The organism is Streptomyces sp. NPDC028928, assembly GCF_055564915.1.
Window position 1 is genome coordinate 333,170 of the sequence record NZ_JBVHVI010000001.1, and the last position, 13,753, is coordinate 346,922.

The following is a 13,753-nucleotide window of genomic DNA, read 5'->3' on the forward strand; positions in this document are numbered from 1 at the left end:
TGTGCCGGTACGACCCCGCCGGCCCGCTCATACGGCATGCGGGTACACTCCACGGTCTACCCACACCTGCGGGGGTAGCCCCCAGACCGTCACGCTCGACCTGACCGTGTTCAAGCGCTCTCCCGCCCACGGAAGGTGGGTCCTACGGCGCGGGGCGAAGTGGTTCGAGCCGCGCGACGAAGCGGGCAAGTTCCTCGGTGGCGCCGCGAGGCAGGCCGGCGACTGCTGTCTCCGGCAATGCCGTGATCACGGTGCACAGCCGCGCGCCGAGATCCGGAAGCCGGGCCCAGGCCGAAGCGGGAGCATCGACCGCGGCGAGCAGCAGGTCACCCTCGTAGAAGTAGGCGTCAAGGAGCGGTTCCTCCAGCAGCAAGCACACTGCGAGCGGAAGGACGTAGGGCAGTGCCACCTGCTGTGAGACGAGGGTGCGCAGATCGGCCGGCGAGAGTTCGCCCAGGGGCACGCGCCGCAACTCGTGCACGTTACGGACCAGATGAGTTGCGTCGGCCGCAGGAGGCTTCCACCGGGGTGGGTCCAACTCATCGAGCGTACGGTCGAGGTGGAGCAGATGGTCCATGCGGTCCATTCTGAACGGAGCCGGCAAGGAATGTCAGACGTACACCTCGCTGACGTTCGGGCGTGCTGCCGGGCGGTGATGGGCGGCGGGGCCTTCCGCGAAGGCTCGCATGGCGTTCTCCGTCGTACGGGTGACGAAGTCGCGGGTGCGGGCATCCATCCCGTGGTCGCGGCCGCCGTCGGAGGTGCCGGCGACGAGGGCCTCCACCCAGCGCATGGTGCCGGTGGCGAACACGCCCGCGCCGCTCGGAGCCGTGTAGTAGGCCGAGTCACTGTGGCTGCGGCGCCCGCCGCACACCAGAGGAGAGTGGGCCGTTATCTCCAGCGGTTCGGGGACGGGTGCAGCGGGGCTGACCCGGTCGTATTCCACGCCGACCAGGTGGGCGAAGCCGTCGCCGGGCCGTACACCCGTTCCTTCGTACAGCCAGTGGTTCGCCGCGTGGACGACGTACGGCGCGTCCGTCGGGTAGCCCTCGTAGAGCACTCCCGTGAGCGACGACTCGGGGTCCGGCGCCGGAGCCCGGCGGAAGTCGGTGGTCACCAGGGCGGGCCGGGTGGTGTAGAGGGGGTCGGTCCGGACGGAGGACTTGTAGCAGACCACCGTGCGGTCCGGCTGCGTCTCCCCCTGCTCGATGCGGACCCGGCGGAAGCAGGTGTTGGCGCCGAGGAAGAGCACGTTGGTGCCGGTGTCGCGCGCCTGTGTGACGTGCCGGCGTTGCTCCGGGGTCCAGTACTCGTCGTGGCCCAGACAGACAATCGCGGCCGCGTCGCGCAGGACCTCCGGGTCGCGGTGCACATCCGTGCCGGTGGTGTAGGCGAGGGGTATGCCGAGCCGTTCCGCCAGCACCACCGCCGCCCGTTCGTACACCATGAACTTCTCCGCGCCGTCGGCGTCGTAGGGCCGGTCGAAACTGACGGCCAGGGAGCGGGCGGCGTACGCGCCGGAGGCACCGGCGTAGAGGCTGTAGCCGCCCCACCGGTTGTAGGCCTGCCAGGTGGCGGGAGCGTGCATCAGGACCGTTCGGCCCGCGCCCTGCGTGGAACGCACGATCAGAGGGATGTAGCGCTGGTGGCCGCTGTCCGCCTCCAGCCGCAGCAGGTACGCCCCCTCCGGCCAGCCGGCCGTGCCGAGTGTGAGCGTGCGCGGCCAGTCCGCGCGCACGGTGCGGGTGTCCGGCAGGAAGCGGGGTTCCGGCTGGACGCGGCCCCGTATGCGTTCCGATGACCACACGAGCCGGGCCTGGGCCCCGCCGTACCAGCCGACGCGGAAGGCCGAGACCCGGAAGGACGACGCGGTCGTCGAGACGTACAGGCCGCACTCCTCGCCCGGCGTCACGCTCACCCGGTCCGCGTAGCCGGCGACGGCGGGGGCAGGACCCCGGGAAGTGATACGCCACTCGGGTGTTCCCGGGCGGTCCCGTTCCGCTTCGGGCCGGTGGGAGACGGCCGCCCGGTGCTGTCCGCGCGGAGGGGCGGCCGCGTCGCAGGCCGCGGCCGTCACCGAGGCGAGCCCGAGGCCGGCGCACGCTCCGAGGACACGCCTGCGCCCCAGCCGCCGTACGTGTGCCGTCCCGTTCTCCGGCCCTCCTTGCCGGACAGGACCGATCTCCATAACGCCTCCCGTGCCAGCGGCTCGCGCGTCACCTGCTCTCCGGACCAAGGTGGCACAGCGATGCGGGCCGCGCGCCCTGCTCTCGGCCGCCGGGCGTCATGGGGGCGCGGGCCCCAGCACCTGCGACACCGCCGCCACCACCGTGCGGCGGTCTTCTTGCGACGGCACCCCTGCCGTCAAGGGCATCGATGAGCTTCTCACGGCTCATCTTCCAGGGGCCGGAACGTCCTGACCGGCGTCGACGAGCACGCCACCCGCGAGATCCGCCACTACCGCGCCCCATCGGGGATCGCCTAGCCTCGCGGTGTGACGACGATCTACGTACTGGACGGCGCCCGTACGACGAGATCGCTCGTGTGGCCTCCTCCATGCCCTCCTCGCAGCGGACCGCGCGCTGGACCACGGAGTCACGCGAAGGTGTCCTCGACGGGGGAGGTCAACCGCGCCACTCCACCATGAGCAGCGTCGCGTCGTCTGTGGTGTGCCCGCCCCGCGCCCGCTTGAGGGTGTGGGACAGGGAGCGCGTCACCGCCCGGATCCCTCGGCCGGCTTTCTCCAGTTGATTCACGCAGTCGATCAGTTGGTCCTCCCCGAACACCGCCCCTCCCCTCTCGTGCTCCTCGATCAGTCCGTCGGTGAAGCACAGCAGGCGGTCCCCGTGCTCCAGCCTCAGCTCGCCGACCGATGGTTTCGGACCACCCAGGCCGACCGGGAGGGTCGTCGGGGCGACGAGGCGCTGTGCGACGCGGTGGTCGCGGACGAGGATCGGCGGCGGGTGACCGGCATTGACCCACTGCACCTGTCCGGTCGTGGTGTCCAGCTGCATGATCTGCGCGGTGACGAAGTGCTCGGGGCCGAACTGCCTCGCTACGGCGCGGTCCATGAAGTCGTAGATCGCCGCCAGTCCGATGCCGAGGCGGCGGGCGTGGCGGTAGGCGCCGATGGCCACGGTGGCCATCGTGGCCGCGTTCAGTCCGTGACCCATCGCGTCGATCATGATCGAGTGAAGGGTGTCGTCATTGAGGGCGTAGTCGAAGCTGTCACCCGCGACGTCATAGGCGGGTTCCAGGATGCCGGCCACCGCGACCCGAGGCATGATCATCGCCAGCGGCGGAAGCAGGGACCACTGGATCTCCGCGGCGACGCTCATCGGTTCGCGGCGCCGGACGCCGAAGAACAGGTCGGAGTAGCCGTGTTTGGTCACCAAGAGGTCGGCCACCAGGCCGGAGATCCTCAGCAGCAGGCGGCGGTCGTCGTCATCGACGCTGTCCAGCGTCACCGCCATGACCCCGACCTGGTCGCCGCCGTCCAGCAGCGGCATGTGCACCCGTACCCCGTCGTCCTCGGCAAGCTCGACGGGCACCGCGTCGAGAAAGCAGCGGCCCGCCTCGGAGTCGTCGATCATCAGCGGTTCCCCGCCGGTGAGGCCCTCACCGGCCAGCGGTACGAGCAGCAACTGGCCGTAGTCCTGGAGCAGCACCTGCGGACGGCGGCCCCCCAACCGCTCCACCACGTCGGCGACCAGCGGCCCGATGAGATGGGGAGGAAGCTCGTGCGCGCGATCGAGAACCGCTCCCAGCAGCGCTTCCCCGAAGCTCTCGGAGCGGCCCGCAGGCCGTTCGGGCCTCATCCGCTCACCCGCCATGATCCGCGCCTATCGGTTGCGGTGGGGTGGGACGACCAGGAGATCGCTCGTGCCATCGCTCCACCGGGGACGTCGACGACCGGGCCCGCCGAACGGTCACATGGGCCCGACGGGCGTCGGACCCTCACCTGAGTCCGTGTCCTCCTTCCGCCTCCCCTGTGGCCTCTTCGGCGAGGTCTTCCTCGGCGAGAGCCAGCATGCGCGGTGCCGGCAGCGGGTTCTCGGGGTCGGCGGCATCCGTCGGCAGCCGGGTGGCCACTCCCGCCGGCTCGTCGGGTGGGATCGCCAGCAGCTCCCAGCGCCCCACCGTGCCGCAGAGGTCGGTCCGGACCACCTCGATGACATGGCCGGGCGCGATCATTGTCTGCGGGGCATCGGGCCAGGAGGCGGTGCCCAAGGTGACGCGAGTGACGGTGCCGGCACCCGGGTCCAATGAGCCGACCAGCGTGGGCAGCTCCAGTTCCGGCGCGTCGCACCGTGGCCACCAGGCTCCGTCCAGCGGGCCGTGGCTGACGTCCGGCGTAAGGCTCAGCCGGGACAAGGGCGGCCGGTAGGTCCCCGCGTCACCCAGTGACGTACCTTCCGCGGGCTGTGTGACGGCGTCCATCATGCGATCCCGTCCCGGGCAGCTTGCGGCTGCCCGCGTCTGTCACTCGCCGGGAACGGCGCCGTCGTGCTCGTGCGCCCGGAAAGCTCTCGGTAAGGTCAGCGTACTCCCGGCCGTACCGGCCTGGACGGCGGAGCCGTTTGTCGCCCGCGCAAAGGTGCGCGCGGCAGACGCTCGATCACCGGCCCGCCGGGGACGTCCCTCCCAGAGGCAGAATCAGCACACAGGGAGCGACCGGACCGGGCAGCCCGACGATCTCTCCCATGTTCTGCCAGCCCCAGGATTGGAAGGCGGCCTGTCCGGCCTGGTCGGCCGGATGAAGCAGGACGACACCGAGAGCGGCGTGCCGGTCGGTGAGCAGACGATGTTGCAGGCGGTGGGCGATGTCGCGGTGCTGAGCGTGAGGACGGGCCACCACCTGAGTGAGGACGACGAACCGTGCACAGGCGGTGAGCCGTTGGATGCTCTCCCGCAGCATGCGCTCGAAGTCTCGCCGGCCTGAGCCGTCCGGGCCCACCGGAAAACCGTAGGCGCAGCCGACCAGCACCGTCGTCTCCGCGACGAACAGCGCGAAGCCGGGGCGCCGGGCACTGATGGCCAGGCGGTGCAGGAACTCCGCCCGGTTGTGGAACGACCCACCGGGAGTGTCCGCGACGGACGTCATGGCCAGGTCCGCGATGTCCTCCTCCATCGCCTCGGTCTGCCATCGGGTCAGCCGACGCAGGCGTATCCCGTCCTTGAGGACCGGCCCACGAGCGGGGTCGCCCGGCGTCCGCTTCCCGTCGTCCGACGGACCCGAGCAGGCCGCTTCCAGGTGGTCGCGCGGCGGTGCGGGCGGCACGGGGTCCGTGGGATCCGCGAGGAGCAAGGGGGTGGATCCGGTGACGGCGAGGAGCCGGGTGATCTGTGCGCACGGGTGGTGCAGCTGCAGGGAGGCGTGCACTCGGCCGGCGCGCCGTGACGCCGACAGGAAGACGTCCAGGCCCTTGGTGTCGCAGGAGCCGACCGTGGTCAGATCGATGTCGATGACGGTGACGCCGTCGCGCAGACACTGCTCCAGTGCGGCCCGCAGCAGCGGCGCCGTAGCCGGTCCGATCTCACCGGCGAGCGTGACGAGTGCTCCCTCCCCTCGATTCCGCCGGTGGATGTCCAGCCGGGAAAGGACCATCACGCCTCCCCTCGGCGGGGACACAGCCCGGCACGGGTACGCGGTAGGGGCCCGTCATGACGAGCTCGTGTGGAGGTGCTCCGACAGCGGCGGACATGATGCCGACCCGTCTCCGCGCCGGCCGCTGGGGCGGCCCGGGGTTCGTCTCTCGCCGAGGACGACCCCGGCGCGGCGGCCGGAATACGTGATGCCCTCGGTAACTCCACCGTACGTCGCCCGCAGCCGGGAGCGGAGCCGACCAGGGCCAGGAGTGGGGAGAGTCGAAGACCCGCTACGTGCGCCCTGGCAGCAGCGGTCGCGTCCTCGGCGCCCGGCACGGCAGGGCCGCGTGACACGACATGGGCCGGACGCGGCCCCGTCCGCAGAGCAGTGCGGCGCTCTGCCGCTCCCAGGAGCCGTGGTCCTCCTTGCCGGTTGCCGGTCAGTGCACCCCTCCTTGCCCGAAGACGCAGAGATCGCGGACGTGGGCCGGCCGGCGAGGGTCCGCCTCGCAGCGGGGGCAACCCTGTGGCCGTATCTCGGAGGTCTCCAAGGTGAGTGACTGCGCTTCTGCACCGCCGGATCGGTCAGCTGCCGGTCGGCGAGTGGTGTGGGGAACGCTCGCGGGGCTCGCCGACGGTGGCCGGCTCCGCGGGCTGGTGCAGTGCGGGGGCTGTCGCCGACGGGGCGGGCGGGCGGAGGTCGGCCATGCGCCGCTCGGGGCCGCGCCGCCGCAGCACCAGGTAGCCGCAGAACGCGGCCGGGCCGAAGAAGATCTGCGCGGGCACGATCTGCGGGAGGTGTCCGGTGAGCGCCTGAACCATGACGGGTGTCAGTGTCGGGGCGAGCGCACCGAACACGGTGACCAGCGCGAGGCCCCAGAGCAGCCCCGCTCGTCCGTACGCTTTGTAGGCCACGGTGGTGAACAGTGCGTACACCAGGAGGTCGCCCATACCCACCACGGCGCCGAAGTCGCCGATGCGCAGTCCGGCCGAGGGTGCGAAGGCGTAGCCCTGCACGGCGTCGAACAGCTTCTGGGTGAGGGGGATGACGGTGGCGAAGAACAGGTCGTAGACGGCCAGTGCCAGGGCGAAGCGGGAGACGTGCCGCAGCTTCAGGCCGCCCTGGGCGTTGAGGTTGGCGGCGCCGACCGCCATCAGCATGATCACCAGGCTGTTGACCAGCCAGTACGGTGTGGCGTGGGTGGGGTCGTCCTGGGCGCTGCGCGCGGTGATCCAGTCGGCGGCCAGGACCGCGGCGATGAGCGTCCAGCGCACCGCGGTGCGGCGGACAACGGGCCCGTAGCCGACGGCGAGGCCGCCGGCCAGGGTCAGTCCCAGCACGGGCGGCAGCAGCCAGTCGGGCAGGGCCAGATACAGCACGGGCAGGACGACGACGAAGCCCATCATGATGACCATGTCGTTGCCGTTGAACACGCCGACGGCCGGCCGGGGCAGGGTGACCCGCTGGAAGTAGGCGAGGGAGGCCAGGCACACGGCCAGGGCGACGGCGAGGGTCACCAGGACGAAGAACGCGGTCTGCGCGGCGCTCATGCGACCGGCCCCGCGTAGGCGAAGCTGTTTTCGACCAGATCACAGCGGTAGCGCCGCAGCTCGCGTCCCTCTCCGGGGATGATGTCGACGCCGGCGTCCAGGCCGGCCTCGGCGAAGTAGCGCGCGATACCGCTGGTCTCGGGTACGGAGGCGGCGGCGACCTGGACGTGCAGCCGCCCGTCCACGACGTCGGCGCGGTGGCGCACCGGCCAGCGCGCGCCGGGCAGCGCATCGAGGACCTCGATGATCTCGCGCGGGGTCACCGGGCCGTGCTCGGTGCGCAGCACATGGTCGGCCTTTCCCAGGATGTGCGAGGTCGCCGGCACGTTCGCCATCTCGCACGTCAGCGGCTCATCGGGCAGGCGCCGTACCAGGTCGCGGGTGTCGTAACGGAACAAGGGCATGCACTCCCGGTAGGGGAAGAAGGGAGTGGCGACGAGCGTGCCGAGCGCTCCCGGCGCGGCCGGCGCCCCGGTGTCCAGGTCGCACACCTCCACCAGGCCGATACCGGCGTCGATGTGCAGATGGCGCTTGCTGCAGATCGCACCGGCGACCGGGGTCACCTCGGTCATGCCGTAGCCGTCGTGCACAGCGGCGCCGAACGTCTTCTCCGCGGCCTGCGCGAGAGCGGGCGAGAGGACCTCACTGCCGACGTTGATACGCCGCAGCCGGAAGTCGGCAGGCCCCAGCCCCCGCTCACGGGCCAGGCGGGTCAGCTGCCCGAGATAGCTCGGGTAAGTGACCATCAGGGTCGGTGCGGTAGGGCCGGTTCCCGCCATGAGATCGAGTGTCTCGGCCGGCGGGACCAGGCCCACCATGCGGATCGCCGCCCCGGCCAGGCGGGCGACCTGCATCTCCGCATACCCGGTGCCCGTCGCCCGGGAGCTGATGTTGAACTGGACCACGTCGGTGGTACGGACGGTGCCGCGCAGCACCTGCGACAGGGCGACCAGCGCCGGCCACAGACGTTCTTCGTACCGCGAGTACCACACCTCGACCGGCCGGCCTGTCGTCCCCGTCGTCCGGGACGCCAGAAACGGCTCACTGCACAGGAAATCACCGGGCCGCCCGACCAGATCGGCTTTGGTGGTGACGGGCACCGTGGTGACGTTCTCGACGGTCAGTGCGGCCGGGTCGACCCCCGCCGCCGCGAAGTGGTCGGCGTAGAAACGCGATGTGGCCACGAGGCGTTTCGCGGTGCGCCGCAACGCCCGATTCGCGAGGTCGGTACGCATCTGCGGGTCCGCGGCAGGCCCGCGCAGCAGGTGCTCGACATCCTCACCGGGCGCACCGAACTCGGCCAGCGTGGCCAGCGCGTCCTCGACGAGTCTCTCGGCAGAGCGCACATTGATCGGACGGCCGAGCACCATAGCCAGCGCCATCCTGAACTGCCGAACCCCCGCACCGAACATGACCCTCCCCCGACCCCCGTCCTGGCCCCCGGTCAGGCCGGCACTGCCACCTCACCGGCCCCTCACCATGCCGGGGCGGGCGGCTGTGGCCGCCCGCCCCGTTCCCCATGTCAGCTGGGGCAGTTCGTGAACAGCACCGCAGCCAGGGAACCCATGACGTACTTGGTGTGCTTGAGCGTGGAAACGATCGCAGACATACCAAAACCCCCTTGCATCGCTCACAACTGAACCCCCGCCGGTCAGCGAAGGCGCACCGATCTTCAAATGGCGCAATGTCTGCTGTCAAGGTTCCGCTACACGATCAAACTTGCGCCGCTAAACATTCAATCGGCCCGAATCTACGGCCAGTTCGCGCCACGACAAGAACCGGAATCCGGGCAGCAGCCACCCCACACCGCGCCCACGACCACCAGCACCCCCGCACGCCCCACCACACCCACCACAACCGGAACCGACCTACGCCGCACTCCCTCACCCCGGACGAGAGGCGAGCGCCACCACACACCAAGGGGGCTCCAGCCCGGTCGACCGAGCACGGCCAGGCAGCAAGCCGACAAGTCCTCACCGACGGACACGGCATCCCGCTCGCTGTGTCGCTGACCGGTGGCGGACCGTCTCGGCCGGCTCCGCAACACGAGACCGGATCATTTGATCTTGTGGCAAGATCGCGGGATGCTACGACTAACCGACTTCATCATCGATTGCCCGGACACGATGAAGCTGGCAGCCTTCTACTCCGAGGTGATGGGGCTCCCGGTCAAGGAGGGCAGTAACGAGAACTGGGCCGGTATCCAGTTCGGCGAGATCGAACTGGCCTTCATCCAGGTGGAGGACTACCGCGCCCCGCAGTGGCCCGACAGCGAGCACCCCAAGCAGTTCCACCTCGACTTCGAAGTCGACGACATCGAGGTCGAACAGCGCCGCGTCCTGGCCCTCGGCGCAACCCTGCTGCGGGACTGTACCGACCCCGACGGCTACGGCTTCCGCGTCTACGCCGACCCCGTCGGCCACCCCTTCTGCCTCTGCCGCAACAAGGGTGTCATCTGGACCGATCAGGGCCTCATCTGGCCCAAGCGCGACTAAGACGGTGCCCTATGTGGCGAGCGGCTGTTCGCGGCCATCGTCTACGTCCTGGTCAGCGGCTGCGCCTGGCGGGCCCTGCCACCGTGCTTCGGCAGGGGATGCTAGCGCGAGCCGCCCGGCGGGAGCACACCGGAGCCGGGCCACCACGCGCTGGGCCGCTCGCGCGGCGGCCTGTCGACCACGACGATGTCTCGATTGGCGTAGCCGTAGGCTGGGCTCGTGACCGACAGGGTTGAGACGGTGTGCCGGGTCTGCGGGCTGGCTACGGGCGACGCGCGGTTCGATGAGTACGGCTTGCCCTTGTTTGTCATCTGCGCGTGCTGCGGATGTGAGTCCGGGAACGAAGACGGCACCTTGGCCGCAGTCCGCCGGCATCGCGGAGCCTGGATCGGTGATGGAGCCCCTTGGTTCGAGCCCAGTGCAAGGCCAGCGGACTGGGAGCCGGCGGGGCAGTTGTCCACCATTCCGTTGGGGTGGCGCTGATCTCGCTCTCGGGCCATCCCCTCTCGCTCACTCCGGCGGTAGCGGATGAGGGCTGCCAGGCACCGGCCGGGGTCTGCTGGGTGAAGGCCCGGCGAGGGCAGTCGACCTCGCGGCACCACCAGCGGCGCTTGTGCCAGCGGAACTCCCATCCGCTCTCCCCGTAGGGAGATCGCCCGGCCGGGTCACCGCCGAGCCCTTCACCCGGGGGGCGATAACCCCGCAGGCCGGGCAGGCCCTGACTCAACCCGCGCGACGGACACCCCGTCGAGGCCGAGCAGCAACGTCGTATCGTTGCGCAAGCTCGTGGCCCTCGCATGATCGTTCTGCGTCGAGAACAGAGATGATCACGCAGGTCCACGGGCATCCCGCATCCGGGGCCGTGCCCGAATGCGTCATGACAACCGGCGGGGTGTGGTTCGCTGCTGGGGTGACTCAGGACTTGGAGATCATCGCATTCGAATCCGCCGAGGCGTTCGAGACATGGCTCGGTGAGAACCACGCCGTCTCGCCGGGTATCTGGCTCAAGCTTCGTAAGAAGGGCCCCGGAATCGTCGCGCTGGACTACGCCCAGGCGCTCGACGTGGCACTCTGCTACGGCTGGATCGACGGCCAGAAGGCCAAGTTCGACGACCAGTGGTGGCTCCAGCGGTTCACCCCGCGCAAGCCGCGCAGCAAGTGGTCCAAGGTCAACCGGGACAGGGTGGCCGCCCTGATCGAGCAGGGCCGGATGCGTCCGCCGGGGCAGGCCGAGGTCGACCGCGCCAAGGCGGACGGCCGCTGGGAGGCGGCCTACGACGGGGCGAAGACCGCCACGGTGCCGGACGACCTCGCGGCGGCCCTGACCGCCGCCCCGGGCGCGGCGGAGTTCTTCGAGACACTGGACCGGCAGAACCGCTACGCGATCCTGTACCGGATCCAGGACGCCAAGAAGGCCGAGACCCGGGCGCGCCGGATCGAGAAGTACGTGGCGATGCTGGCGAAGGGCGAGAAGCTGTACCCGTAGTCACGGAAAGGGGACCATGGCCGTGTGGTGCCCTGGGGCCCCGGCGCGCCTGCGGCCCCGGCAGCAGCCACCACATGCCCTCCCCGAGCGTAACGAAACGCCTAAGGCCCTGAGCAGGCGCACCGCTCAAGATCGGAGACACGGGAAAGCTGTCTCCGAGCCTCTACGGGAAGGCCGCATCGGGTTGGTGTTCACACTTGTCGCGCTGGGGGTGCAGTCGGCGGAGGTGAGCAGCCTCCAATACGGCATGACCGAGAACGGCTCGGGGCTGCGTGGAATCCCGGACAAGTGTGGCGTCGTGCTCGGGCGTATCGAAGCTCGTGGACATGTCGGGAAAGCGGTAGATCGCCATGTCCACGTCCGCGCCCCGGCTTCGCAGTACCCACCTCACTTCGGCTGGTTACATATATGCGGCGGCACCCTTCCGCTCCATCACCTGGGCTTACGTCGAAGTCGCCAACTCGGCCTGCAGCAGCCCCGGACGTGGTCAGCGACAGTCGTTGAGCCAGTCGCCCGGGATCAGGTCACGAACACGGTCGAGGTCTTCCGCCGTCCGGCCACGGGCCAGAACGGCCATGCCGTCGTCGTCGCGCAGAAGGACGTCCTGGCCCAGGAACCACCGGGTCCCGCTCTCCTCCTCACCCGTGGGATACGCCGGGAACGGAAGTTGGACGGAGTTCGCCTCCAGCAGCTCAACGCTGTCATCATCCGGATCGAGGAAGTCGCAGAGCTCTTCATCGGCCTGCAGGGACTCGGACAAGATGATCTCGACGAAGCAAAGGGAAAGGCGCTCCAGCCAGTCCTCCCAACGTTCGGCGCTCTTGTCGGCAAGGTCAGGCCGGATGAACACCGCAGGATCGTCGTCCTGAAGGCTGCCGAGGAGGATGCCCCAGGATGCTGCTCCCTGGTTCTCGTGACGGAAGACCAGGGCCTCCTTGGCGTCATCGACATACAGCTCCGCCGGGCCGAGCAGTACATCGTGATTGCTGGTGAGATCCTTCCGACGCCCGAACAGCAGATACGCCTCGCGCAAGGCCGTCGGCAGCCTGAGACCCAGCCTCTCCTCTGCAGCGTCGAGATCGGCTTCCGTCCATCCGTCATCGCTTCCCAGGGGTGCGCCGGCCCAGTGAGCGGCGAAGCCCCGGATGAAGGTCCATGCGCCACTGCGGCCTTCGACGCCTCTGGCGAGCGAGGCTGCAAGATCGAACCTTTGTGTCATGCCAGGACGATATCGGTGCCGCTCAGCGACGCTCTCCTCGCCCTGGCCCGCCCACAAGTCGGCATCAATCGTTCCCGTCTCACACTGGCGAAGCCAGAGGAGTCGGATCGGTCACGAGGAGCAGGAGCCGTATCGAACGGCGGACGGTACCCGATGCGGACTGGCGTACCGTCACGCTCACCGTGAGCTGGGCCGCCATGAATATGCGGTGTCCCCAGGACTTGGCGAGTCCGGGCGGTAACGATGAACAACCCGCAGGTGCCCACCGATCTACTTGGTCCCGGACGTCGATCCCAAGAGCTCCTCGAAGCCGGCGCCGGCCGCGTGTACGGGCTGTCCAGCCAGGACACCGACTACCAGAACGAAGTCGTGGAACGACTGGGGCTGCCCTTCGACATGCTTTCCGACCCCACCCTCAGCCTGGCCGAGACTCTTGGTCTGCCCACCTTCGAGGCTGACGGAATGAGCCTGTTCAAGCGGCTGACACTCGTCATTCGTGACGGTGTGATCGAGTACGCCTTCTACCTGATCCTCCCGCCCGACGAGCACACCCAGCAGGTCCTGACCTGGCTGCGTGAGAACCCCCTGTAGGGCGCACCGCAAAGACTCACGTCCGTCGGATCTCCCCTTTCGCCCCGGACGACGATGCCGTCCCGGTGAGTATCTGGGGCATCGGCTGACGGCGTGCGCGCAGGGTGAACGGTGGCTGCCTGCTGGCGACGCCTCAGTGCTGGTTGACCGGCCAGATGGCCGCTGGATCGCAGCGGGCCGGGCACGCCAGCAGGTAGACCTCGTTGCCCAGGAACAGCCAGTAGGTGTCGGCCCTGACGCTGTAGGGCTGTTCTGGCCGGCCGGGGTAGACAGCGAAGTCCTTGCCCTCAGGAACCTGGCAGACATACACCAAGTCCGCGCCGCACGCGCACGTGTAGTACTCGGGATCCTGCGCCCAGGACGGGGTACCGCCCACCTTGAAAGTCTGTGCCCCGCCGCCCTCCTCGTCGGTGGCATCGACGAAAGGTCGCAGTGTCAGCGGCAGCACGCACAGGGCCGGTTCGGCTTCCGGGTACGGCAATGCCGCGCGGCTCTGCATCAGCACACGCCAGAACGGAGCCGGGTAGGGCGGCTGCGGAGCGTCCCAGTACTTCGGTACGAGCCGACCGTCAGCAAGTTGGGGGTCGGACGCGTCGTTGTGCGCACGGCAGTGAAAGACAAGGAGGTGGTCTCCACCGAAAGGCTCCAGATCCCCGGGGATGTCGAACTGGAAGAACAGAGCCATCCGCTCACCACAGAAGCACTCGGGCCAGTCCTGGCCCTGGTCGAGGAAGGGCCAGCCTCCCACCGAGTCCCGCACCGGACGGATCAGCGGTTCGGTCCCGACCTCGACCGTGTACGCAGGCAGCACCGTCCGTGTAC

Annotated in this window: 12 protein-coding genes; 3 read left to right on the top strand and 9 right to left on the bottom strand. The window is 69.5% G+C overall.

Translation table 11 applies throughout. The features are described 5' to 3' along the window. Positions 1–142: 142 nt before the first annotated feature. The 7 genes from ACZ4U1_RS01515 to ACZ4U1_RS01545 form a co-directional block, all read right to left on the bottom strand. On the bottom strand, positions 143–577 hold the full coding sequence (locus ACZ4U1_RS01515) for a contact-dependent growth inhibition system immunity protein (protein ID WP_467898166.1): 435 nt from the start codon (positions 575–577) through the stop codon (positions 143–145). Between the two features lie 33 nt (positions 578–610). Further along, positions 611–2,188 (bottom strand): N,N-dimethylformamidase beta subunit family domain-containing protein, encoded by a 1,578-nt coding sequence (locus tag ACZ4U1_RS01520; RefSeq protein WP_467898170.1) that lies wholly within the window; start codon positions 2,186–2,188, stop codon positions 611–613. Between the two features lie 436 nt (positions 2,189–2,624). After that, entirely contained in the window at positions 2,625–3,818 is a 1,194-nt protein-coding gene (locus ACZ4U1_RS01525) for a PP2C family protein-serine/threonine phosphatase (RefSeq protein WP_467898173.1), read from the bottom strand. A gap of 139 nt (positions 3,819–3,957) precedes the next feature. Next, positions 3,958–4,443 (bottom strand): DUF5994 family protein, encoded by a 486-nt coding sequence (locus tag ACZ4U1_RS01530; RefSeq protein ID WP_467898176.1) that lies wholly within the window; start codon positions 4,441–4,443, stop codon positions 3,958–3,960. Between the two features lie 175 nt (positions 4,444–4,618). After that, positions 4,619–5,608 (bottom strand): STAS domain-containing protein, encoded by a 990-nt coding sequence (locus ACZ4U1_RS01535; protein ID WP_467898179.1) that lies wholly within the window; start codon positions 5,606–5,608, stop codon positions 4,619–4,621. Positions 5,609–6,174: 566 nt separating this feature from the next. Then, positions 6,175–7,140, bottom strand: coding sequence for a hypothetical protein (locus tag ACZ4U1_RS01540; RefSeq protein ID WP_467898182.1), 966 nt, complete (start codon positions 7,138–7,140; stop codon positions 6,175–6,177). Beyond that, positions 7,137–8,510 carry a phenylacetate--CoA ligase family protein gene (locus tag ACZ4U1_RS01545; RefSeq protein WP_467898185.1) on the bottom strand — a complete coding sequence of 458 codons (1,374 nt, stop codon included), beginning with the start codon at positions 8,508–8,510 and terminating at the stop codon, positions 7,137–7,139. The genes ACZ4U1_RS01540 and ACZ4U1_RS01545 overlap by 4 nt, the downstream gene beginning before the upstream one ends. A 714-nt stretch (positions 8,511–9,224) precedes the next feature. Between ACZ4U1_RS01545 and ACZ4U1_RS01550 the strand changes: the two genes are divergently transcribed. Next, entirely contained in the window at positions 9,225–9,635 is a 411-nt protein-coding gene (locus ACZ4U1_RS01550) for a VOC family protein (RefSeq protein WP_467898187.1), read from the top strand. An 877-nt stretch (positions 9,636–10,512) separates the two neighbouring features. After that, on the top strand, positions 10,513–11,121 hold the full coding sequence (locus ACZ4U1_RS01555) for a YdeI/OmpD-associated family protein (RefSeq protein ID WP_467900027.1): 609 nt from the start codon (positions 10,513–10,515) through the stop codon (positions 11,119–11,121). A 487-nt stretch (positions 11,122–11,608) separates the two neighbouring features. On the opposite strand, the gene ACZ4U1_RS01560 is transcribed toward ACZ4U1_RS01555, so the two are convergent. Next, the gene (locus ACZ4U1_RS01560; protein WP_467898189.1) at positions 11,609–12,340 is read right to left on the bottom strand and encodes an SMI1/KNR4 family protein; all 732 of its coding nucleotides are present in this window, start codon (positions 12,338–12,340) and stop codon (positions 11,609–11,611) included. A 243-nt stretch (positions 12,341–12,583) separates the two neighbouring features. Between ACZ4U1_RS01560 and ACZ4U1_RS01565 the strand changes: the two genes are divergently transcribed. Next, positions 12,584–12,931 carry a redoxin family protein gene (locus tag ACZ4U1_RS01565; RefSeq protein ID WP_467898191.1) on the top strand — a complete coding sequence of 116 codons (348 nt, stop codon included), beginning with the start codon at positions 12,584–12,586 and terminating at the stop codon, positions 12,929–12,931. A 133-nt stretch (positions 12,932–13,064) separates the two neighbouring features. Here the strand turns inward: ACZ4U1_RS01565 and ACZ4U1_RS01570 are convergent, their stop codons facing one another. After that, the gene (locus tag ACZ4U1_RS01570; RefSeq protein ID WP_467898194.1) at positions 13,065–13,742 is read right to left on the bottom strand and encodes a hypothetical protein; all 678 of its coding nucleotides are present in this window, start codon (positions 13,740–13,742) and stop codon (positions 13,065–13,067) included. Between the last annotated feature and the right edge of the window lie 11 nt (positions 13,743–13,753).

Coding starts and splice junctions, on each gene's coding strand:
- ACZ4U1_RS01515 (WP_467898166.1), bottom strand. CDS start 577: ATGGACCATCTGCTCCACCTCGACCGTACGCTCGATGAGTTGGACCCA.
- ACZ4U1_RS01520 (WP_467898170.1), bottom strand. CDS start 2,188: ATGGAGATCGGTCCTGTCCGGCAAGGAGGGCCGGAGAACGGGACGGCA.
- ACZ4U1_RS01525 (WP_467898173.1), bottom strand. CDS start 3,818: ATGAGGCCCGAACGGCCTGCGGGCCGCTCCGAGAGCTTCGGGGAAGCG.
- ACZ4U1_RS01530 (WP_467898176.1), bottom strand. CDS start 4,443: ATGATGGACGCCGTCACACAGCCCGCGGAAGGTACGTCACTGGGTGAC.
- ACZ4U1_RS01535 (WP_467898179.1), bottom strand. CDS start 5,608: ATGGTCCTTTCCCGGCTGGACATCCACCGGCGGAATCGAGGGGAGGGA.
- ACZ4U1_RS01540 (WP_467898182.1), bottom strand. CDS start 7,140: ATGAGCGCCGCGCAGACCGCGTTCTTCGTCCTGGTGACCCTCGCCGTC.
- ACZ4U1_RS01545 (WP_467898185.1), bottom strand. CDS start 8,510: ATGGTGCTCGGCCGTCCGATCAATGTGCGCTCTGCCGAGAGACTCGTC.
- ACZ4U1_RS01550 (WP_467898187.1), top strand. CDS start 9,225: ATGCTACGACTAACCGACTTCATCATCGATTGCCCGGACACGATGAAG.
- ACZ4U1_RS01555 (WP_467900027.1), top strand. CDS start 10,513: ATGACAACCGGCGGGGTGTGGTTCGCTGCTGGGGTGACTCAGGACTTG.
- ACZ4U1_RS01560 (WP_467898189.1), bottom strand. CDS start 12,340: ATGACACAAAGGTTCGATCTTGCAGCCTCGCTCGCCAGAGGCGTCGAA.
- ACZ4U1_RS01565 (WP_467898191.1), top strand. CDS start 12,584: ATGAACAACCCGCAGGTGCCCACCGATCTACTTGGTCCCGGACGTCGA.